Source organism: uncultured Gilvimarinus sp., from assembly GCF_963975215.1.
Lineage (GTDB): Bacteria > Pseudomonadota > Gammaproteobacteria > Pseudomonadales > Cellvibrionaceae > Gilvimarinus.
Map to the genome: position 1 here is coordinate 1 of NZ_CAXBFW010000026.1, position 22,773 is coordinate 22,773.

Here is a 22,773-nt window from a genome sequence, read left to right on the forward strand (position 1 = left end):
CCGCTCCATATTCTACAAAAGAAGTCAGCTCCGGCTGGCTTTTTTTGTGCCTGTAGGTTTGGTGCCGTTAGATGGGCGGCAACCGAGGCTACGCCTCGTTGCACTCAGGCCATCCGTGGACCTCGCCCTGCGGGCAGCATTCGCTGTGCAAATACGCTCCCGGCGTATTGGTCCCGCTCCATATTCTACAAAAGAAGTCAGCTCCGGCTGGCTTTTTTTGTGCCTGTAAGTTTTGTGCCGTTAGGTGGGCGGCAACCGAGGCTACGCCTCGTTGCACTCAGGCCATCCGTGGCCTTCGCCCTGCGGGCAGCATTCGCTGTGTCAATACGCTCCCGGCGTATTGGTCCCGCGCCATATTCTACAAAAGAAGTCAGCTCCGGCTGGCTTTTTTTGTGCCTGTAGGTTTTGTGCCGTTAGATGGGCGGTAACCGAGGCTACGCCTCGTTGCACTCAGGCCATCCGTGGCCCTCGCCCTGCGGGCGGCATTCGCCGTGCAAATACGCTCCATATTCTACAAAAGAGGTCAGCTTCGGCTGGCTTCTCTTGTGTCTGTTAGGTTTAATGCCGTTAAGTGGGCGAGGGCAGGGGTTGTCCAGCAGGGGGCTTTGCTTAAATCTCGTCATCCCCGCGAAGGCGGGGATCTAGTGTCTTCAGTTGCCGAGGCCCCGGCCTTTACGGAATTGGCTGGCAACCTGGCCTTAAAGCTACGTGGCAGGCGCTCTATGCTGTCTTTGGGGGCGGGCGGTTACCTGCATTGAGCCCGCTCTGTTACAATGCCGCTCGTTAATGGAGCCCGAGCACTCTTGCTCGTTCGCGCTCGTAGTCGAAGTCTTGTCCCGCCTGCTCGGCCTCGTGGCGCTGTTCATCCAGCTGCTGGAAGCGATCGATCTCCTCATCGGGCATAAAGTGCAGGCAATCGCCGCCAAAGTGCCAGAGCAGATCGCGCGGCAGCAGCGGTGTTAAGTGCGGATAGGCGGCAATGCTCTGGCACATCAGTGCTTGCCCCTCTTCGGCGTACTCGTCTCCTTGCTGTTGCGGCAGTGCTTCTAAACGCCGCAAAAACGCCAGGTGTTGTTCGTCGCAGTCGTCTTCGATAAACGGCGGTTGCTGTTGCACGCTCTGTGTAAATTGCGTGACCAGTTTGCGCATATACGCAAGGTACTGTGCTTCGGCGCCGGTTTGGCTCATGGCGTATTCCTCAATACATTGATCAGGCGGAGCAAGGCTCCGGTGACAAAAGTAGGCAATTATGACAGCTGCTCTTTCGATTAAAAATCTTCGCAAAGTATACGGCAACCAATTTGAGGCGCTAAAAGGCATCTCACTGGAGGTACAGGCCGGTGATTTCTTTGCGGTACTTGGCCCTAATGGCGCGGGCAAGTCGACCACCATTGGTATTATCAGCTCGCTGGTGCGCAAAAGCGCGGGCGAGATAAGCGTGTTTGGCCACAATATTGATACTCACTTTTCTGAGGCCAAGCAGGAGCTGGGCATCGTACCCCAGGAGTTTAATTTCAGCCAGTTTGAGAAGGTGCGCGATATCGTGCTGCAGCAGGCGGGCTACTACGGTTTGCCACGTGCTAAAGCCGAGGTGCAGGCCGATAAATACCTGGAGAAACTGGGCCTGTGGGACAAGCGCAATACGCCGGCGCGGATGCTGTCGGGCGGTATGAAGCGCCGGTTAATGATTGCCCGGGCGCTGGTGCACGAGCCGCGTGTGCTTATTTTGGATGAGCCTACAGCGGGGGTGGATATCGAGCTGCGTCGCTCCATGTGGGAGTTTTTGCGTGAGATTAACGCCCAGGGCACCACCATTATTTTAACCACCCACTATTTGGAAGAGGCCGAGAGCCTGTGCCGCAACGTGGCAATTATCGATCGCGGCGAGATTGTGCAAAACACCAGCATGCGCTCACTGCTGCAGCGGTTAAACAAAGAGGTGTTTGTGTTTGACTGTTCGGGCGCGTTAACAGCGGCGCCGGTTATTGCCGGTCATGCCGTTGAGTTGGTGGACGAGCACTGCTTTGAGGTGGAGGTCGAAAAGGGGCAGTCGCTCAATCAGTTGTTTGATCAGCTCTCGGCGCAAGGGGTGCAGGTGGTGAGTATGCGCAACAAAGCCAATCGCCTGGAAGAGTTGTTTGTGTCATTAATTAACGGTCAGTTGGACGAGCAGGGGGCAGAGTAATGCAGATGGCACAGCAGTGGGTGGCCCTGTCCACCATCGTTCGTAAAGAGGTTAAGCGATTTTCCCGTATCTGGGTGCAGACGTTACTGCCCCCGGTTATCACTATGTCACTGTATTTTGTGATTTTTGGTAAGTTGATTGGCAGTCGTATTGGTACTATGGATGGCATTCCCTATATGCAGTTTGTGGTGCCGGGTTTAATTATGATGGCGGTGCTGACCAACTCTTACTCCAACGTTACCTCATCGTTTTTTAGCGCTAAGTTCCAACGCTCGATAGAAGAAATTTTAGTCAGCCCGACCCCCAATGTGATTATTTTATTGGGCTATTGCATGGGTGGCATGGCGCGCGGTTTAAGCGTTGGTGTATTGGTGACGGTAGTGTCTTTGTTGTTTACCGATATTCAGGTGCACAGCTGGCCGCTGACGATTACTATTGTGGTACTAACGTCGCTGTTTTTCTCGCTGGCGGGGTTTATTAACGCCGTTTACGCCAATACTTTTGACGATATCTCCATTGTGCCCACCTTTGTCTTAACACCGCTTACTTATTTGGGGGGTGTTTTTTATTCGGTGAGTGTATTGCCCGAGTTTTGGCAGTGGGTGTCGCAGCTCAATCCGATTTTACATATGGTGGGTGCCTTTCGTTACGGTTTGCTCGGCACCGGCGGCGAAAATATCGGCTACGCCTTTGCCGGTTTGCTGCTGTTTACCGCAGTGTTGTTTGCGGTGAGTTTATACCTGTTAAAAAATGGCTCGCGCCTGCGCGCTTAAGGCTTAGGAGTTAAGTATGAGTCACACCATAGGTGATAGCCCGCTGGGTAAAACATCGGCCTACATAAGCCAGTATGATCCGGCCTTGCTGTACCCCATTGCGCGGGCCGAGTCGCGCCGTGCGCTGAGTGTAGTGGATAGCGCACTACCGTTTTACGGGGTAGATGTGTGGACCGGTTATGAGTTGTCCTGGCTTAACGACAAGGGCTTGCCGCAAGTGGCGCTTATCGAGTTCACCTTGCCTTGCGACAGCCCCAATATTGTCGAGTCAAAATCCATTAAGCTGTACCTTAACTCGTTTAACCAAACATCCGTGGCTAGTGTGGCGCAGCTGCAAAGCCAAATTGCGCAAGACTTAACCGCCGCCGCGGGCGCTGAGGTAAAGGTGACTGTAGCGCCGCTGGCTGCAGGTGGCACCTTGCAGGCCGACTTTTCGGCCGCGCCTTTTAACGCCCAGTGCCTCGATCAGCAGGATGTCACCATCGAGCACTATCATCCTCACCCTGATTATTTGCGTGCATCCGGCGGTGCGCCTGTAACGCGTGCCTGGCACAGCGATTTGCTAAAAACCAACTGCCCGGTGACCGGCCAGCCCGACTGGGCCAGTGTGTGGATTGCGTACGAGGGCGCCGAGATAGACCCGGCTGGGCTGCTGCGTTATATCGTCTCGTTTCGCGAGCACCAGGATTTTCACGAGCACTGCGTCGAGCGGATGTTTTGCGATATCACCGAGCGCTGCGCCCCGCGTAAGCTTGAGGTGTACGCTCGGTATACCCGCCGCGGCGGTCTGGATATCAACCCGTATCGCAGCAGTGAGCCGGGTGAGGCTCCGGGTGCGGTACGTTTAGTGCGGCAATAGTCGAGGGTTAAACAATCACCTTATCTTTGAGTTTTTCGGCGGCTTTTTTCAGCGCCGTTAACACTTGCTCTTTATCGTAATTGCGCACTTTCTCCAGGTCGAGGTACATCGAGAAACCTTCGGCGCGATCCTCAAAGTAGGTCTGGTTGCGGCCCATATCTTTGCGCAACCCAGCCACCTGATACACCTTAACCGGGGCGCTAAAGCCCTTGACCGTAATCTCACCCTTGTCGCGACACAATACGGAATCTTTTACCAGAGACCAGGTTTCGTGAGAGATTAAAATTTCATCCGGGTCGGCGGCCGATTCTAGGCGGCTGGCCAGGTTCACATGGGTACCGAGTACGGTGTAGTCGAGGTGGCTCGAGGTACCAAAGGTGCCCACGGTGCAGTAACCGGTGTTGATGCCCATGCGAATCTGCAGGGGCTTTTTGATGCCTTGGTTGTGCCACTCTTGTTGCAGGGATTTCATGCGTTTTTTCATGGCAATGGCCATGCTTACGCAGCGTAAACAATCATCCTTTACGCCTTTGCTGCCACTGTCGCCGTACAGCACCATCACCGCATCGCCCATAAACTTATCGATGGTGCCGCCAAAGTGGGTCACGATTTTGGTCATTTCGGTGAGGTACTGGTTAAGTAGCTCAGTGAGCGCCTCGGCCTCCATCTCTTCCGATAACTGGCTAAAGTTTTTAATATCAGAAAAGAAAACGGTAATTTTTTTGCGCTCTGCCTGCAGTGTTTCGTCGCGCCCTTGGTTAACGGCTTGCCATACGGCGGGAGCCAGATAACGCGATAGTTTGTACGCGCGGATTTTGTGCCACTTCTGCTCGTTTAGCAGCTTGCTGTTACTGAGCTTTAATTTGTGAAACTTTTGATGCATATACAGCGCGTAGGCGAGAAAGTAGGTAATAATGCCAATAAGGCTAACCGCGCTTATTTGAATGTTGCTGTGAAAGATCCACTGGGGGCGGTGTATCAACATACTGATAACCACGCCGGTTGCCATTGCGGCGTTGTCTTCTAGCCAGCGGCGCAAACCACCGGTAAGCAACGCATTAAACTGAATCATTGCCAGAAATAAAATGCACGGCAACAACGAAAAGTTAATAAGGTTAAGCACTACACCAATTAGCGCGGCGTCGGCGTAAGAGAGCATTCGGGTCGCTTTCGGGACGGCTTCGGCGGGTAGCTGCTTTGTATAAGTGAAGCTGGCGTAGGCGTATATCAGCATATAAATAATGGCGCCGACGTACACCCAGTTAATATTATTCCAATCCATCATCGCCGCTAAAGTACCGCCGGCGGCAAAGCAGATGAGAGTGCGGAAGTAATACTGTTGCAGAATCGATTCTGAGTGTTCAGCGTCCGGTAGTGCAGCTTTTGTCATTGTGTTATGTGCCTGGCTAGCATGCTTAAAGAGTAAAGCGACGGCCAACATCTTATACGCGAAGCCTTGTGGTCGTCTATGGCTGCAGCGGGTTGGCACATTTTACTAAGTATAGTTGATATGGGGCGGGTATGTGATAGTTAGACCTATGAGCTTAGCGTGTTGATTTTGGCGACACTTGTGAGCTTGGGTTGTTTTACGCCGTGTTACAATGCGGCCTAATTTACCAGTAAGAGCGAAGCAAATATGGATGCGATAGACGCCCTGACTAAGCGCGCCTCGGTTGCCAAGTTGGATGCCCCGGCCCCCACTGCACAGCAACTCGATGTCTTGCTGCAGTGTGCCGCCCGTGCGGCGGATCACGGCTTGTTACGCCCCTGGCGCTTTTTGACGATCGCAGGTGAGGCCCGCGAGGCGCTGGGCGAGCTATTTTGCCGTTCGGCGCTGCGAGACGCGCCGACTTTAAGCGAAACCCTGCAGGCCAAGCTGCGCAACATGCCATTAAGGGCGCCGATGTTGTTGGTCGTTATTGCACAGCTGCAGGATCACCCCAAGGTTCCGGAGTTAGAGCAGCTGCTGTGCGCCGGCGCCGCCGCGCAGAATATCGTCAATGCCGCTTACGCTCAGGGGTTAGGGGTTATCTGGCGCACCGGCGATATGGCCTATAACGAGCATGTATTGGCTGGGTTGGGCTTACAGGCCAATGAGCGATTGATCGGTTATATGTACCTGGGCACACCGGTTAAAGCATTGCCCCAGGCCGCCGCCTCCGATTTATCGGGCCGCTGCCAGAGCTGGCCGCAATCCTGATACTCGCCGTTGCGTTTAGCGTGCGATTTGTGTAGGATTCGCGCCTCGCAAAAAGGTCTCTTTGAGGTTTTTTTGCAATTGTATGGTGAGGTGGCCGAGTGGCTGAAGGCGCACGCCTGGAAAGCGTGTAACGGGCAACCGTTCGAGGGTTCGAATCCCTCCCTCACCGCCATATAAAAAAGCCGCGCCTACGCGAGGCTTTGTTTATAAAGGTGTGGGAGGGTGAGAACCCTCGCCGGGTTCGACAAACCGCCGGGAGCGGTTTGAACCGACCGAAGGGAGCCCGTAGGGCAAAACACACGGCGTGTTTTGGTTAATCCCTCCCTCACCGCCATATAAAACAGCCGCGCCCACGCGGGGCTTTGTTTATAAAGGTGCGGGAGGGTGAGAGCCCTCGCCGGGTTCGACAAACCGCCGGGAGCGGTTTGAACCGACCGAAGGGAGCCCGCAGGGCAAAACACACGACGTGTTTTGGTTAATCCCTCCCTCACCGCCATATAAAAAAGCCGCGCTTTAGGTGAGGTTTTATGGTTGCACGGTAGCAGAGCAAAGTTTCTGCATGCTTTGTTAGCCTGCGATGGTCAAAGGGATTAAGGTCAGGTGTTCGCAAGCGATTGATCGGTTTGTTGTATTGGCGGTGAGTTGGCCGCTTAGCTGTAGAGAATTTCATCAGCTTGGCCAGACAACAATCAATAACGGATTAAATCGCAAAAAACACAAAAAATACAGCGCGTATCGCTTGACGATAACAAGTTGAATCACTAATATACGCGCCTCTTAACAACGCACTCGTAGCTCAGCTGGATAGAGTACTCGGCTACGAACCGAGCGGTCGGAGGTTCGAATCCTCCCGAGTGCGCCATATACAAAAGCCTACCTCGAAAGAGGTGGGCTTTTTTTATGCGCGCGAGTGGGGGGTGAGGCAGCTCCTTTGTCTCCCTACAACCGCGGCATTCGCACATCCGTGTGCATCAGCCTCCGCAGGTTCGACAGAACGCCGGGAGCGTTCTGGTCCGCCATAGGCGCCGCATAGCGGTGGCGCACAGGGAAGTGCGCCAGACAATCCTCCCGAGTGCGCCATATACAAAAGCCTACCTCGAAAGAGGTGGGCTTTTTTTATGCGCGTTTAAAAGGGGTGGTGTCGTTGTGATCCCGCGCTGCCGGTGCAGTTTAAGGTGCAAAAAGGCGGTGCAATTTGGCGGGGGGCGGCTGATAATAGCGCAATTGCCTGTCGGGCTTGCGCCTGGCGTTTCGATTCGCTACCTGAGAGCTGCCTTTGTTAAGTTATCGCCACTCCTACCACGCCGGTAATTACGCCGATGTGCTTAAACATATTGTGCTTATCGAAATTCTGGCTTATCTCGGTAAAAAGCCGGCGCCCTTTGAGTACATCGACACGCACTCGGGCTCGGGCTTGTATAACTTGCGCTCGGAGCATGCGGTTAAGCTGGGGGAGTATCGCACCGGTGTGGGCAAGTTGATGACCAAGCCCTGGCCGCTGCTAGAGCCTTATTTGACGCAAGTGCGCGAGGTGAATCGGACTGACAAGCTGTATTACTACCCCGGCTCGCCGATGATCGCGCAGCAGTTTTTGCGGCCGCAAGATCGCGCTTGGTTGTATGAGCTGCACCCCAGTGATGTTAAAAAGCTGGAGGACAATACCAAGGCCTATGGCAATATTCGGGTTGAGTGCAGTGATGGGTTGCGCGGTTTACTTGCGCGCGTACCGCCCAAGGCTCGCCGCGGGTTGGTATTGATTGACCCGTCTTATGAGGTGAAGGCCGATTACGCCCAAGTGGTTGAGACGGTTATAAAAGCCCACAAAAAGTTCAATTCAGGCGTCTACGTTATTTGGTATCCGGTGGTTGAGCGGGAGCAGATTGATGCGATGGAGAGAAAGCTGGTGCGCAGTGGCATCCGCAATATTCAGCGTTATGAGCTGGGGTTAGAGGCCGATGCTGAGGTTAAAGGGGCTGGCATGACGTCGTCAGGGTTATTTGTGATTAATCCGCCCTGGACCTTGTTTGCCACCATGCAGGCGCTGCTGCCGCTGTTACAGGCAACGCTGGCCGAGGATGATGGCTTTTTTAAATGCGAGGTGTTGGTCGAGCAGTAGTCGCCGGAGGCGTTATGGCTTTCTGGTATGGGGGGGTGGTTGGCGACAGCCCCTGAATGCTGCAAGGGGCTGTCGCTGACATCTTAATATTGCAGGGCTTGGGTGTTATCCACCAGCCAGGCGGCGGCGCCAATTAAGGCGGCTTTATCGTTGGTGACCATATGCACCGGAATATCTTCGACGTAGCCGCGCATAATGCCTTTGTGTACGTAACGCTTCACAAAGTCCGTTTGCGGTAAGTAGTTGGCGATTTTGGGCACAATACCGCCGCCCAAATAAATACCTCCCAGAGCGCCCCAGCTAAGGGCTTTATCGCCGGCCACGCTGCCCAGAATGTTGCAGAAGGTTTCCAGCGCCTCTTCGCACTGTGGGTCCTGATGGCTGAGCGCGCGGTTGCTGACCTCGGCGGGCTTTAAGTCTTCGGACTCTTTACCGTCGATGGCGGCCAGCGCTTTATAAATGCGCACCAGTCCAATACCCGACAACAAATGCTCGATGGATACGTGATCAAACTCGCGGCGCATATGCTGCAAAATCGCAATCTCTTTGCCGGTGGTGGGGGCAAAGCTGCAGTGGCCGCCCTCGGTGGGCAGAATCTTCCAGCCGCTGCGCACGGGCGCGAGCATGGCGGCGCCAAAGCCGGTGCCGGGGCCCATAACCCCAATCGGGGCGTGGGGGTTACCCTTCACGTTGTACAGGGTGGTTTTGTCTTGCGCTTGTAAATGTGGTGCCGCGTAAGCCAGTGCCGAGAAGTCGTTAAGTACATCCAGTGCCTGCATGTTTAGCTCGTCGCGCAGGCGGCCAATCGAGAACTCCCAGTTAAGGTTGGTAACTTTTACGTGTCCGTCCTGAATAGGGCCGGCAATCGCCAAGCAGGCAAACTTAGGCATATTAATGCCGGTTTGGTCGCAGTAAGCGCGGATCATGTCGGCCAGAGAGTCGTGCTCGGCACTGGGTAGGCTAAGCTGCTGCACAGCGTTGTAGCCGGTGTCGTGCTCACAGGCGTCTACCAGGCCAAAGCGGCCGTTGGTTCCACCAATATCGGCGACTAGAATTTTACTCATGCGGTTGTGCTCCTCGCTTATCTGCCTTGCTGCTGTTTATTGTTGCTCAGCTTAATGGCTTGTACCTAAGCTGCCTAGGTCGATTGTGTTGTCATTAGAGCCTAATACCCTCAAATGACGGCGGTATTAGGGGGCCAGATGGGGGCTTTATGGGGCTTGTGATTAAGCCTCGCATAAAAAATGCCCATGTTATCGATAAAGCTGGTGGAGAAGTGTAGGTTTTATTGACAGCGCTGTCAATAGTGGTGTAGTTTTGCCCTCGTTCCGTTAAGCTTACGGGGCTTTTTAACCGCCAGTGTTGCCCACACAGAGCGTTAAACGTAATTAAAAGAGCGCTAAGCGCCGCCCCTAAACATGAAGAGACACACCTGACACCTCTGGAGGTTACCCGTGCCCTGGCCCCGTTTGACGTCGGCGCTTGCCGCTGACGCTGCACTTGAAGCAAAAATAGACGAGATCCTGGCGCAAATGAGCGTTGAGGAAAAAGTCGGGCAAATGATTCAGCCTGAAATCAAGCAAGTTACCCCGCAAGATATCAAAGACTACCACCTGGGCTCTGTGCTCAACGGGGGCGGCTCGGTGCCCAATAATGATCGCTACGCAAAAGCGTCCGATTGGGTGGCGCTGGCCGATAGTTTTTTTGATGCCGCAGCCGACTGCAGCGATGGCAAAGTGTATGTGCCTATTATATGGGGCACCGATGCGGTCCACGGGGTGGGCAACGTGGTGGGGGCGACTTTGTTTCCGCACAATATCGCACTGGGCGCCACCCATAACCCCGAGCTAATCCGCGAAATAGGCGAGGTAACCGCCCGCGAGATTGCCGCCATTGGTATCGACTGGGATTTCTCGCCCACTGTAGCCGTGGCCCGTGATGATCGCTGGGGACGCACCTACGAAGCCTACTCGGAGGACCCGGAAATTGTGCGCGCCTACGCCGGGCAAATGGTCGAGGGCTTGCAGGGCGCCGCGAGCTCGGGCGACTTTTTAAACGAGCAGCATGTGATTGCCACCGCCAAACACTTTATTGGCGATGGCGGCACTATTAATGGTATCGACCGCGGCGACTGCCAGGACGATGAGCAGACCCTGTGCGATATTCACGGCGCAGGCTACTTCAGTGCAATCGAGGCGGGCGTGCAAAGCGTGATGGCCTCTTTTAATAGCTGGCACGGTGAAAAGCTACACGGCCACAAGCACCTGTTAACTACTGTGTTAAAAGATACGCTGGGCTTTGACGGCCTGGTGGTGGGTGACTGGAACGGCCACGGCTTTATCGAAGGTGCCGAAGTGTTAAATTGCCCGCAGGCCATTAACGCCGGCCTGGACATCTTTATGGTGCCCGACCCGGACTGGAAAATACTGTTTAACAACACGGTCGAGCAGATTAAATCCGGCGTGATCGACGCCGCGCGCGCCGACGATGCCGTGCGCCGTATTTTGCGGGTTAAATTGCGCGCCGGCTTGTTTGAGCGCGGTAAGCCCTCGAGCCGCCCATTGGCCGGCCGCGATGAGCTAATAGGTGCCCCCGGGCACCGCGCCGTAGCGCGCCGCGCCGTGCGCGAATCGCTGGTTATGCTGAAAAACAAAAATAACCTGTTGCCTCTGTCGCCCAGGCAGCGGGTGCTGGTGGCCGGGGATGGCGCCGACAATTTGTCTAAGCAAGCCGGTGGTTGGTCGGTGACCTGGCAGGGCACCGGCACCGATCGCCGCGACTTTCCCGGCGCCACCTCGGTGTATGACGGTTTAGCGGCCAGAGTTAATGCCGCCGGCGGCGAGATCGAGCTGAGTGAGACGGGTGAGTACAGCGTCAAACCCGATGTGGCTATTGTCGTTTGGGGCGAGGCGGCCTACGCAGAGATGCAGGGCGATATTCAAAACCTGCTGTTTAAAGAAGGGGCGGGGCGCGACTGGGCACTGTTACAAAAATTACAGGCCGAGGGTATCCCGGTGGTGTCGCTGTTTATGACCGGCCGGCCCATGTGGGTGAACCGCGAGATCAACGCTTCGGATGCGTTTGTGGCGATTTGGCAGCCGGGCACCGAGGGCGCCGGTGTGGCCGATGTGCTCTTCACCCGCGCCGATGGTGCGGTCAATTACCCCATGAAAGGCAAGCTGACCTTCTCCTGGCCGCGCGAGCCGGATCAGGTGCCGCTAAACCGTGGCGACGATGATTACGACCCACTGTTTGCCTATGGCTACGGCCTGGCCTATGGCGATGCCGATACCTTGGGCGATGATTTGCCCGAAGACTACGATGCCGGCGGCGAAACCCTCGATGAGCTGCTGGTGTTTAATCGTCGCCCTATGGAGCCCTACGGCATAATGGTGCAGGGGCGCCAAAACGACAGGCAACTGATGCAGGGCAACCGGGTAGAGGTATCCAGTATTTGTGTCACCGCGGTGGACCGTGAGGTGCAAGAGGATGCCCGCCGCGCCCAGTGGAACGGCAGTGGTGTTGGTTTAGTGGCCCTTACCACACGTGACCGGCAGGTACTGGTGGACTACCTCGACAGCGACGGCGCCTTGATTTTTGACGTTAAAGTCGACGCCGCGCCCAGCCAGAGCGTTACTTTACGCTTGGGCTGCGGCCCCGACAGCAATTCCGACCTGGATATTACCGATACGGTGCAAGCGCTGGCTGGTAACGCTTGGGCTCAGGTGCGCGTGCCTTTACGACTGTTTCCCGATGTGGGCTCGGATTTTGGTTTGGTGCTGCCCCCCGAGGAGTTTTTTCACCGTATTTTGGAGCCGTTTACATTGGTTACCGAGGGCGAGTTGGATTTGAGTTTTTCGCGGGTGGCGCTGGAGAAGGGCGCCGCGAGCGGGCTGGCGGGGATCGAGGTAATAAAGAGCTAAACATCGCCGCAATCGAGCGGTGTTTTGTATTTTGATCGGGCGGCGTTTTCGACTACCATAGGCGCCGCCCGAGCGCTGGCACGCTTAACTGCGTGCAACTTTATGGCGCCTCACGAGTCCAACGGCTGTTTCAGGACGCTCACACCGCATCACACGGAGTGTGGTCTGCCCAAACCATAACAGCCAGCAGCAGTGCACAGTGAAGTTACTATGGTAAAAGTCCGCCAAGACCACCCCATTGCCCCCGACGGCAGTGTTGATATCGATGCCTGGCTGCAACGCTTTGCCGGCATTGAGCAGCAAACCTCCCCCACCTTGAGTGAAATTAAACGCGCTTGCGAGCTCTGCCAGAGAGCCGACGAAGCCGTCACCTGTGCCGCGCCCCACAGCTGGGGCGAGGGTACCAGCTGCTTGCGTATTGGCATGGAGATGGCCGAAATTCTCGCCGATTTACAGCTCGATCACGACACCTTGGTGGCCGCCGTGTTGTACCGCGCGGTGCGCGAAGAAAAGCTGGCGCTGGCCGAGGTCGAGGCGAGTTTTGGCGAGGCGGTCGCCAAGCTTATTAAAGGTGTGCTGCGCATGGCCGCCATCAGCTACCAGCGCAACGAGCGCGAAGAGCGGGTATTTGGCAAGCAGTCCGACGAGCAGGCCGACAATATCCGTAAAATGTTGGTGGCCATGGTCGATGACGTGCGCGTGGCGCTGGTAAAACTGGCCGAGCGCACCTGTGCGATTCGGGCGGTTAAAACCGCCTCGCCAACCCGGCGCCGGCAGGTGGCTCGCGAGGTCTCTGACGTGTACGCCCCCTTGGCGCACCGCTTAGGTATTGGCCACATCAAATGGGAGCTGGAGGATTTGTCCTTCCGCTACCTAGAGCCCGCCGATTACAAACGTATTGCCGCGCTATTGGATGAGCGGCGCATTGCCCGGCAGGAGTTTATCGACGACGTGCTGTCGTTGCTGCGCGGCGAGCTGCAAAGCGCCGCCATCGATGGCGAAGTGGCCGGGCGGGCAAAACATATTTACAGTATCTGGCGCAAAATGCAGCGCAAAGGTATTGGCTTTTCTCAGGTGTACGACATCCGCGCGGTACGCATTTTGGTGCCCAGCGTGCGGGACTGCTACACCGTGTTGGGTATTGTCCACAGCCTGTGGCGCAACATCCCCCACGAGTTTGACGACTATATCGCCTCGCCCAAAGAAAACGGTTATCGCTCGCTGCATACCGCGGTCATCGGCCCCGAGAACAAAGTACTTGAGATTCAGGTGCGCACCTTTGCCATGCATGAAGAGGCAGAGCTGGGCGTATGCGCGCACTGGCGCTACAAAGGCACCGATACCGAAGCCGGCCAGGATGGCTACGAGCAAAAAATCGCCTGGTTGCGCCAAGTGCTTGAATGGCACGACGAGCTGGGTGGCACCAGCCAGCAACTGCAAGATGATTTAAAGGCGTTCGATCAAGATCGTATCTACGTCTTTACCCCCGAAGGGCACGTGGTGGATTTACCCAAAACCGCCACGCCGCTGGATTTTGCCTACCGCATTCATACCGATGTGGGCCACCGTTGCCGCGGCGCCAAGGTAAACGAGCGCATCGTGCCGTTAAACTACCATTTAAATACGGCCGACCAGGTGGAGATTTTAACCGGTAAGCGTGAGGCGCCCAGTCGCGATTGGCTCTCGCCCGCGCTTGGTTATGTTAATACCGCCCGCGCCCGCGCCAAGGTGCAACACTGGTTTAAGGTGCAGGCGCGCGATGACAATATCGCCGAGGGCCAGGCACTGCTCGATCGCGAGTTTAAACGCCTGGCGCTGCTCGATTTAGACTTTGAGGTGCTGGCGCAAAAACTTAACATGCAGTCGCTCGACGACCTGTATGCCGCGGTAGGGGCCAGCGATATTGGCGTGGGGCAAGTTATCAGTGCCGCGCAGCGATTAATTGACAGCAAGCACCCCAAAGAGCCGACGATTCCTTTTAAAGCAAAATCGTCCAAGCGCAAAAAAGACTCCGATGTATTCATCGAAGGCGTGGGTAATTTATTAACCCAAATCGCCAGCTGTTGTACCCCGGTACCGGGCGATGCCATTACCGGCTACATTACACTGGGGCGGGGCGTGTCTATTCACCGCGCCGACTGTAGCAATGTATTGCAGCTGCAAGCGGACGAGCCGCAGCGCATTATTAAAGTCGACTGGGGCGCTACGCCGCAAAGCAGTTATTCGGTGGATTTAATCGTCGAGGCCTACGACCGCCACGGTTTGTTGTTGGATATTACCGCGCTGCTCGATCACGAGCGAATCAACATCAGCGCCATGCAAACCTTATCGGACAAGCGTAAAAATACGGTTGATATGCAAATCACCGTGGAGATACGCGGCTTTGATGAGTTGAGTCGGGTGCTCACGCGTTTGAATCAGTTGCCCAATATTGCCTCGGCGCGGCGGAAGTTGTGAGGGGCGGGGAACGGATAACGGTTAACGGAGAACGAAGGGTGTTTTTTAGCACCTGAGGGCGTTTACAATTAGCCGTACCCCGTACCCCGAGGAAATAAAATGTCATCCCCAACCTACACCCTCGACGACCTCATCTACCTCATGCAACGTCTGCGCGATCCGGTCGACGGTTGCCCTTGGGATCAAAAACAAACCTACGCGACGATTGTGCCCTCCACGATTGAAGAGGCGTACGAGGTGGCCGATGCCATCGAGCGGGGCGATCTTGATCACCTGCAAGAAGAGTTGGGTGATTTATTATTCCAGGTGATTTTTTACAGTCAGTTTGGCGCCGAAGAACAGCGCTTTGATTTTTATTCCGTCGTCGATACGCTGGTGGCGAAGCTGGTACGGCGTCACCCGCATGTGTTTCCCAATAATGATCTGCTGCAGCGCTTTGGCGATCAGCCGGTGGACGAGGCCGCCATTAAACAGCGCTGGGAAGACATCAAACAAGAAGAGCGCGAGGCCAAAGGTGTGCGGGGCACCTTAGACGATATCCCGCTTAATTTGCCGGCCCTAACCCGCGCGGCAAAACTGCAAAAACGCGCTGCGCGTACCGGTTTTGACTGGAAAGATGTCAGCGGCCCCATCGCCAAAGTCCGAGAAGAGCTGGCCGAGGTAGAAGAGGCTCTGGCCAGCGGCGATATGGAGGCGGTAGATGCCGAAGTAGGCGATTTATTGTTTGCTGTTACCAATATCAGCCGCACTCTAAGGCAAGACCCGGAGGGCTCACTGCGCCGCGCCAACCATAAATTTGAACGGCGTTTTCGCTTTATCGAAGACAACGCCCCTAAACCCATGGACGATATGACCCTGGCCGAGATGGACGCCTTGTGGGATAAGGCAAAAGAGCAGGGGCTGTAAATGAATAAAGTAAATCTGGAAGATTTTTGGCATTTTCTAGAAAGTACCTCATCTAGTGAGCGGCACTTTTTATCTGAACGAAACTTAAAGTTCTTAGATGCGCTTTACGAGTCCAGTAAAAGTAGAGTAAAAATCATATCAAAGGGAAGTGTATATTATCGTGCTCGAGTAAATCCGGCTGGAGTGAACACCCCTTACGATAAAGCCGAAATGAAGCCAATTCCCAACTTGCAAGCAGAAGGGAGAGTTAACCCTTTCAATCTCAATGTTTTATATTTAGCGAATCGGCCAGAAGTTTGTGTCGCCGAATCTAGGCCGGCAGATAACGAAAGCGTCACAGTTGCAGCGTTTGAAATACTAGCGGATTTGAGGTTGGTCAACTTATTACAGGATAGGCCTGACTATTATTGGTGGTTTAATCAGTATAGCCCGGAAACGGGTGAAGAAAACGAATCCTTTACATGGATCGAGTTGAATGGATGTTTTTCTAAGCCGGTGACTTCACGCGATAGTCGTTTGAATTATATTCCAACTCAAATAATATCTGAGTATTTTAAAAAGATGGGGTATGACGGCGTTGTATATCAGTCGCAATTTGAGATTAAGGGTCTAGAGCAAACTATTGATGGCGGTCTGCATGAAAATATCGCGATTTTTGATCTCAATGTGGCCGAGGCAAAAAGCGCAAAAATGTACAAAATTAAACGGCGAGAGATTGATGTGTCGTCGATGCCAGGCACGGATGTTGATTATTCTGACACTGTTAAGTGACGGCTCTGAAGGTTGGTGTATCCTTTACTTAAGCAGTTGATGAACGTGCATCTCGTTGCCGATCTTGCCAAAATGGCTGCGTGACAAAGCGCCGCTCTTGCCCGTAAAAAAATGCTTTGTGGTTTACATAATGCTGCCAAATAGCCTGAACTTGTTTGGGGTATTCTCGCGTTACGGCTCCCGCCTGAAAAAGCTCGGCAAACTGCATGGCACTGGCCATGGCGTTGTACATCCCTTGTGAGGACAGCGGATCAAAACTGATGGCGGCGTCGCCAATGGCCGCCCAGCGATTGCCGCACACCTGGTTAAGCTTAGTGGAGTGGGCGGCGGTAATGCCCCGGTAATCGAGCGTTGCCAGCGAGGCATCAATGCCTAAATCGGCGAGTGCGCTCTGCTGCAGCGCGGCGCGTTTAAAGGGCTCGGGGTGGCGCCATTGGGCAGTGTTAAGCAGGGTTTGATCGGTGTGATAGGCAAGTAGCCGCTGATTGTTGGGCAGCGGCGCGGAGTACCACCAGCCGTTTTCTGCCGCGGCAATCGTCGCCATCGAGCGCTGCATGCCCCGCGCTATATCCTGCGTAATAATGCCCCACGCGGCGATCAGTGAATCATCGCTGGTGCGCTGGGCACCTTGTTGCCGGGCAAAACAAGCGTTGCGCCCGGTGGCGTCGATAACCCAACCGGTATTAATGGCATCGCCATTGTTTAAGGTTAATTGCCAGCTTGCCGCGTTGCGCCTGGCCGCTGTTACAGTGGCGGGGTTCAGCAAGTTTACTCCGCGCGCCTCGGCTGTTTGTTGCAGTAACGATTCAAACTCCGGGCGGTTTAAGTGCCAGCCGTGGCCGTCGGGGTTGCGTAAGCTGTCCTGAATATGAGCTTGCGCCGTGCCCCAGTAAGATTGCACGCCCAGGCTCACCCTGTGGCTTTGTTGCAAAAACTCCTGCCACAAACCGAGCTTACGCAAAATACGCCCCGCCGGTGCCGGTAAACATTCGCCGGGCCGCGCAGGTGGCTGAGCGAGTTTATCGATTATGGTAACCCGGGCGCTTGGCGCAAGTGCGAGCGCCGCGGTGGCACCGGCGATGCCGCTGCCGATGATCACAATATCACTGGAGTGGGCCGCCATGGTTTAGGGTTTTAACCGGTGCGCTTTTGCAATAGTGGTTAAATCCACCTGGCGGTGCGCGCGCTCGCCGTGTAGCGATACCTTAGCACTGGCGTTTTCAGCCGTTGCCACACCGCTAAGCAGCCCAGGCTGGTGCTGCCCTTTTTGCTCTTTGGGCGACACTAGCCCCACTTGCATATGATCGGGCAGGGTGGGGGTATCGGTTGCGCCCGCGCGCGCCTGTACTACCGCGAGCGAATCAAAGTGATCAATCATGGCGTTAATTTGTTTGGTGTAAGTCACGGGCTCGGCAATGGGTAAGTCGTCTAGCCAGGCTTGGCGAAGCGCAAACGATTGTCGGCGCTCTTGCTCCGGTAGGCTTGGGTCTACCGCTTTTGCGTGCATCGATTCGTTAAGAATATTGTTGGGCACACGGGCGGGCCAAAACGTTGGCACGTAGGGGGCGTATTGCGGCTCGTAACCATCGCGGCAACTGGCGGTATCGCAGTGCCAGGGTATCGCCATCCAGCGGGTGATGCCGCCGGCCACCTGACCGCCCTGCAGCGGGCCTTTGGGCAGGCTAATAACATCGGAGTTCATCAGCGGGCCGTAGTAGTGGCCGTTGGTGGGCATAGTGTCGTCGGCGTGTTTCAGCCTAAAGGCCTCGGAGTACATCTCGGGCGTGCGCATGGGCCAGGTCATCTCGCAACCTGGGTGAAACGCGTCGGCCAGGCAAAACTCCATGGCCGCCTGAGTGAGCATGTCCGGTTGCTGCGCTATGGGCAATTGATTAAGGCACTGCACCGGGGTGGCGTCTGGCTGGTAGTCTGCGTCAAAATCCCCTTCGACCCACTGCTCTAAAAACGCCAGCTGTAAATCCGATAAGGTAGCGTGCTGACGCGGCGAGCCCGAGGCGGGAACGCTCATGGCATCGCCATATACCCAGGGCCACAATTGCGGCGCCTGACTGCCGGATACCGAGTAGCGCCTAAAGTTATTGGACAGCGTGCGGCGCAGTTCGTAATGGGCGGACGACGGATCGCCGAGGCGCGCCAGCCACTCGGGTGAGGTGTAATTAAAGGGCCCCTCCCAGCCAAAGCCGGCGGCAAAGCCTGCGTTAACCCACTGCAGGTCGGTCATGCGCTGAAAGATTGGTAAAATATCCTGCATAAACGATGGTCGCGCGGGCCGGTTAAGCTGGCCGCATTTAATGGCCACGTCGCGCATTAAATCCCACATGGTGCGCACGGATTTTTGCAGTGGCGCAAAGTCTGGTGGGGCGCTGATGGCCCAGGCGGGGAGCACTCTTAATTCATTGCCGTTGTAGCTTACTTTTGCCGTTATCGGGCCATCGGCAATATCGTCGTGCCAGCCTTCGTTGTTGGCAAAGGTAACCGCGATATCGCCGTTGATATTTTCAGCTTTGCCGTGACCGCCAAGCATAATCAGCCGGCCTTTGTCGTCGGTGCGCATTTCACCTAAGTACACCTCTTTGCCTAAAAACTCACCGCGAAAGCCGTAATGTTTAGAGTCGCTTAAGTCGCAGCCGCTAATGCGCCGCTCGCCACCGTCAATAAGCAGCTGCGTGCGATTGGCAATATTGTTGTTGCGCAGTAATGATGGCGGGGCGTCGGCGGCTTCGGGGATATCCAGCGCTAACTGAAACTCATACCAGGAGGATTTTTGGTTGGCTAAATGAGCGCACCATTCAATGCTGGCGTTGCCCGCCGTAAGCTCTTTTACCGCTTTGCCTGCAGCGTTAAAACCATACACTCTAAAGCGCGCCGCCTGGCGTTTTATGGCGCCGGTGCTATCGCGGTAGGCGTGCGGGTCGGTTTTGGGGGCAGGGTCTTTTACTTCGGGGCCGATAAAGTATTCGCTCTCGGCATTGCCGACGCGCATCACCCCGATGGGCGGATAAATGGCGGCGTAGACAATGCAGTCGCTGTCGTCGCCCTCGGTGTCGTTAAAATTTGGGTTAATAGCGTGGGGTTCACCAAGCTGTTGCCCGTTAGCTTGATGGCGCGCCTCGGCGCTGGCTTGGTAAACCACCTTGCGGGCGGCGGCGATGCTGCCCAGTGGCTCGTGCTCGGGTAGGGTGCGCCAGATGTTAAAGGCGAGGTTTTGGCCAAACTCCTCCTGGCCGATAGCGCAGATATCCTGCTGTGGAAAGTGCAGTGTGGCAATACAAATATAGGGGCTTTCGGTGGTGCTCCACACGGCGCGGGCATCATCGAGAGGCATGTCGTCACTGGTGCGGCGCTGAATCTCAAAGCGAAAGCTGGCCGGGCCATTGCGCAGGCGCGATTGTAAATCCAGCCCCAGATAGTTGTTGTCGTCAAACGGCGCGCCGGGGTCGGTACCATCGGGCACCAGGCGGTATTTAACAATCTCGGCCTCGCCCAGCTTAAACGGCAGTATCGCCCAGTAACTGGCGGTAAGGCAGCTGGCTTCGGGTTTTTCCATCGCCTGCAGTACCTCGGCAAGCTCCGGGTGCTCTTCTATATACTGCGGGTAATTATGATCTACCACGCCGGCCGTGGTAAAAACGCACATTTGCGTTGCGTCGGTGGCAAAAAAACGGTCGATGTTCTGAAAAATAAAGTCGGCCGTCGGGCCTTCGCCTATCAGTTTTTCTCCGGTCACCCCAAACAGCTTTAAGCCCACGCCCATGGTGGAATGTAAATCCGGGTCGTTGGGCCCGGTATCGCTAGAGAAGCGCGCCGCGCACTCGTACCGAGTACCTGCAAAGATACCCACTTTAAAGCGCGGATCGATATCCTGGTTGATCACCAGCTCGCCATAGGCAATGCCGTGTTGTTTGCGAAACACCGCCCGGCGGGCCGGGGTGGCGCCACGGGCTATGCGATGCTTTTGGCCCATATCGACAAACATCTGTTTTAAGCGCGCCGTGGGGTCGGTTTGGCAGTCCCAGCAGGGCACGGAGTTGGCGCTGGGTTTGTCCGAGTCATATTCGCTCATGGTGTCGTCCTTGCTAAATCTAGAGGTGTTAGCGGTACTTATAGTAGAAGCAGTCTCTAATGCCGCTTTGATGCGTGCAATTACAATCCATTACAGCGAATGCGGCGCGGCGCTGGCAAGGGCGTGTTGAGGGCGAAGAGAATCTTAAAAATGGTGGTCAAAAGAGCTCGATATCAACAGTTTTTAAACCCTTAAAAATGACGGGTTTTACCTGCAAAAAAATACGGTTATGGAATCGTTACAATAAATACAGGCACTTTTAATGTTTTCTAGAATAATGGCATAAAATGTTAACATTAACGTGAATGTATACATTAAACCCCCTTTTTTACCGACTCTTCTGGTTGTTTCTTTTTTTAAAAAAATAAATAGCGTTTTTAAGTCGACGCAAAGTGTTACCGCAAAAACGTTTTGCTGATTAATGCGCTACGAGCCAAGTTTTTTTGTGACTCTTGTCTCGAAGGTGGGCACATTAATCCGTTTTATCAATTCTTTACATCGCTATACTCGTTGCTCTTTCCAAAATTTATTGCGCATAGATTTTGGATTTCACGTTTAGCGCAGATGTGGAGAATGATTAAGCTCGCGTTTTGGCAAATGCCCTGCCGGCGTTCGAGCGTGTCATTTTTTGAGTTCTTCTGTGTAGTGAGCGTGCAGCGAAAATAACAGATAAAAAATGAGGATACGCCATGACGTTTTCAAGAGTGAAAAATATTGGGTGGGCCTGTGCACTTTCTCTCGGCCTGCTGTCGCCAACCCTGGCTACTGCCCAAACCGCCAATTGTGAATACACGATTACCAACGATTGGGGGGGCGGGGCTACCGCGTTAATCGAAATTACCAATACTGGCGCCAATGCCATTAACGGTTGGAGCGTTAACTGGGGCTACAGTGCGGATCAGTTAGGCAACAGCTGGAACGCTAATATCACCGGCTCAAACCCGTATACGGCCAGCAACTTAAGCTGGAACGCCACTATCCAGCCGGGGCAAACCGTGTCGTTTGGCTTGCAAGTTAACAGTAGCGGCGGCGCAGAAACCCCAACCGTTAGCGGCGATGTCTGCGGCGGTGTCAGTAGCTCTAGCTCGTCCTCCAGCTCTAGTAGCTCGTCGAGCTCAAGTGTGTCCTCAAGCTCAAGCGTCTCCTCCAGTAGTTCATCGTCCAGCTCCGTGCCCGATGGGCTGACAGCTGTCGAGCTAACCGGCGAAATGGGTATTGGTTGGAACTTAGGTAATACCCTGGAGGCCATAGGCGGCGAAACCGCATGGGGTAATCCAGTGGCGAACCAGGCACTTATTGATTCTGTAAAAGCGGCGGGCTTCGATACGCTGCGTTTACCAGTGGCCTGGAGTAAGTTCTCCGATGCGGAAAACTTTGTTATTGATAACGCTTGGATGAATCGCGTGGAAGAGGTGGTTAATTACGCGTTAAACGCCGACATGTACGTGATTATGAATATCCACTGGGACGAAGGCTGGATGCAGCCCACTTACGCCGAGCAAGAGTACGTCAATAATCGTCTGGAAATTATGTGGACCCAGATCGCCAATCACTTTAAGGATTACGACGATCGTTTACTGTTTGCCGGTACCAACGAGGTGATGGTCGAAGGCGACTACGGTACTCCAACCGAGGAGTATTACACCGTGCAAAATAGTTTTAATCAAACCTTTGTCGATGCCGTGCGCGCTACCGGCGGCGATAACGCCGATCGCTATCTGGTGGTACAGGCCTTTAATACCAATATCGATCACGGGGTTAACTTCGCCGATATCCCAACCGATACCGTTTCCGACCGGTTAATGATGGAGGTGCATTACTACGATCCCTATAACTTTACGCTCAATCAAAGCAGCAACATTACGCAGTGGGGCTCTATCGCAACTGACCCAAGCGTTACCGAAACCTGGGCTAACGAGTCGTATGTGGATGCCCAGTTTCAACGCATGAAGAGCAACTTTGTCGATCAGGGTATTGGGGTTATTTTAGGCGAGTACGGTGTGATATCGCGCCCCAATGTGCAAGGACACGAGGTGTACCGTAATTACTGGAACGAGTACATCACAGGCTCGGCCGTGGCGCACGATATGGTTCCGGTTTACTGGGATAACGGCTACGCCGGCGACGGTGGTTTTGCCCTGTTTGACCGCTATAACGGCAGCGAAATTGAGCCGGCTTTGATTGATGTGATCACCGAAGCGGACGATTAATACAACGGCTGTCATCGAGTACCTGCTGGCGGCCCAATAGCGCGGCCGCCAGCTAACCCAAACACTTTGTTGGTTTTATTTGAGCGCTTATTTTTTAGCGCAATTTGACAGCGCTGCCATGTGGCTTTGCTAAGCACAGGGCGGCTAAACAGAGTGAAAGATTATTGTCGACATCAGGGGCTTGCATAGCGCTTAGCACTGGAAAGCGCGCATCAGGGATCGGGCTTCGGCAATGGATACGCCAGTGGATAGCTAGCTGGCGTAAATATGAAAGTGCCATCACGACTAA

General features: G+C 54.7%; 15 protein-coding genes and 2 tRNA genes. 12 read left to right on the forward strand and 5 right to left on the reverse strand.

Annotated elements, in window-relative coordinates; genetic code table 11:
- Positions 1 to 783: 783 nt before the first annotated feature.
- Positions 784 to 1,188, reverse strand: coding sequence for a PA2817 family protein (locus AAC019_RS14425; protein ID WP_339899781.1), 405 nt, complete (start codon positions 1,186 to 1,188; stop codon positions 784 to 786).
- 61 nt (positions 1,189 to 1,249) lie between these two features.
- Between AAC019_RS14425 and AAC019_RS14430 the strand changes: the two genes are divergently transcribed.
- Genes AAC019_RS14430 through queF form a run of 3 tightly spaced genes read left to right on the forward strand, consistent with a single transcriptional unit; the run spans position 1,250 to position 3,817 of the window.
- Positions 1,250 to 2,185 (forward strand): ABC transporter ATP-binding protein, encoded by a 936-nt coding sequence (locus AAC019_RS14430; RefSeq protein WP_339899783.1) that lies wholly within the window; start codon positions 1,250 to 1,252, stop codon positions 2,183 to 2,185.
- Positions 2,185 to 2,958 carry an ABC transporter permease gene (locus AAC019_RS14435; RefSeq protein ID WP_339899785.1) on the forward strand — a complete coding sequence of 258 codons (774 nt, stop codon included), beginning with the start codon at positions 2,185 to 2,187 and terminating at the stop codon, positions 2,956 to 2,958. The genes AAC019_RS14430 and AAC019_RS14435 overlap by 1 nt, the downstream gene beginning before the upstream one ends.
- Before the next feature lie 16 nt (positions 2,959 to 2,974).
- The gene (gene queF, locus AAC019_RS14440) at positions 2,975 to 3,817 is read left to right on the forward strand and encodes an NADPH-dependent 7-cyano-7-deazaguanine reductase QueF (RefSeq protein ID WP_339899787.1); all 843 of its coding nucleotides are present in this window, start codon (positions 2,975 to 2,977) and stop codon (positions 3,815 to 3,817) included.
- A gap of 7 nt (positions 3,818 to 3,824) precedes the next feature.
- Here the strand turns inward: queF and AAC019_RS14445 are convergent, their stop codons facing one another.
- Positions 3,825 to 5,207: an adenylate/guanylate cyclase domain-containing protein gene (locus AAC019_RS14445; protein WP_339899789.1), complete on the reverse strand. Its 1,383-nt coding sequence runs from the start codon at positions 5,205 to 5,207 to the stop codon at positions 3,825 to 3,827.
- A gap of 246 nt (positions 5,208 to 5,453) precedes the next feature.
- Here AAC019_RS14445 and AAC019_RS14450 point away from each other — a divergent pair, with 246 nt between their 5' ends.
- The 4 genes from AAC019_RS14450 (at position 5,454) to rlmJ (ending at position 8,133) form a co-directional block, all read left to right on the forward strand.
- Positions 5,454 to 6,017, forward strand: coding sequence for a nitroreductase (locus AAC019_RS14450; protein WP_339899790.1), 564 nt, complete (start codon positions 5,454 to 5,456; stop codon positions 6,015 to 6,017).
- 84 nt (positions 6,018 to 6,101) lie between these two features.
- A tRNA-Ser gene (locus AAC019_RS14455) sits at positions 6,102 to 6,189 on the forward strand.
- Between the two features lie 613 nt (positions 6,190 to 6,802).
- A tRNA-Arg gene (locus AAC019_RS14460) sits at positions 6,803 to 6,879 on the forward strand.
- Positions 6,880 to 7,293: 414 nt separating this feature from the next.
- Positions 7,294 to 8,133, forward strand: coding sequence for a 23S rRNA (adenine(2030)-N(6))-methyltransferase RlmJ (rlmJ, locus tag AAC019_RS14465; protein WP_339899791.1), 840 nt, complete (start codon positions 7,294 to 7,296; stop codon positions 8,131 to 8,133).
- A gap of 83 nt (positions 8,134 to 8,216) precedes the next feature.
- Here the strand turns inward: rlmJ and glk are convergent, their stop codons facing one another.
- A complete protein-coding gene (gene glk, locus AAC019_RS14470) occupies positions 8,217 to 9,218 on the reverse strand; it encodes a glucokinase (RefSeq protein ID WP_339899832.1) in 1,002 nt (333 codons plus the stop codon).
- 369 nt (positions 9,219 to 9,587) lie between these two features.
- On the opposite strand from glk, the gene AAC019_RS14475 reads away from it, so the two are divergent.
- From AAC019_RS14475 to AAC019_RS14490, 4 genes are all read left to right on the forward strand, one after another.
- Positions 9,588 to 12,056, forward strand: a complete 2,469-nt coding sequence (locus AAC019_RS14475; RefSeq protein WP_339899793.1) for a glycoside hydrolase family 3 N-terminal domain-containing protein — start codon at positions 9,588 to 9,590, stop codon at positions 12,054 to 12,056.
- Positions 12,057 to 12,266: 210 nt separating this feature from the next.
- Entirely contained in the window at positions 12,267 to 14,513 is a 2,247-nt protein-coding gene (relA, locus tag AAC019_RS14480; protein WP_339899795.1) for a GTP diphosphokinase, read from the forward strand.
- 99 nt (positions 14,514 to 14,612) lie between these two features.
- A complete protein-coding gene (mazG, locus tag AAC019_RS14485; RefSeq protein WP_339899796.1) occupies positions 14,613 to 15,419 on the forward strand; it encodes a nucleoside triphosphate pyrophosphohydrolase in 807 nt (268 codons plus the stop codon).
- Positions 15,420 to 16,190, forward strand: coding sequence for an RES family NAD+ phosphorylase (locus tag AAC019_RS14490; protein WP_339899798.1), 771 nt, complete (start codon positions 15,420 to 15,422; stop codon positions 16,188 to 16,190).
- 28 nt (positions 16,191 to 16,218) lie between these two features.
- On the opposite strand, the gene AAC019_RS14495 is transcribed toward AAC019_RS14490, so the two are convergent.
- Both AAC019_RS14495 and AAC019_RS14500 read right to left on the reverse strand, forming a co-directional pair.
- Positions 16,219 to 17,313, reverse strand: coding sequence for a tryptophan 7-halogenase (locus AAC019_RS14495; RefSeq protein WP_339899799.1), 1,095 nt, complete (start codon positions 17,311 to 17,313; stop codon positions 16,219 to 16,221).
- A gap of 3 nt (positions 17,314 to 17,316) precedes the next feature.
- Positions 17,317 to 20,274 (reverse strand): LodA/GoxA family CTQ-dependent oxidase, encoded by a 2,958-nt coding sequence (locus AAC019_RS14500; protein WP_339899801.1) that lies wholly within the window; start codon positions 20,272 to 20,274, stop codon positions 17,317 to 17,319.
- Between the two features lie 689 nt (positions 20,275 to 20,963).
- Between AAC019_RS14500 and AAC019_RS14505 the strand changes: the two genes are divergently transcribed.
- Entirely contained in the window at positions 20,964 to 22,484 is a 1,521-nt protein-coding gene (locus AAC019_RS14505) for a cellulase family glycosylhydrolase (protein WP_339899802.1), read from the forward strand.
- Positions 22,485 to 22,773 lie beyond the last annotated feature (289 nt).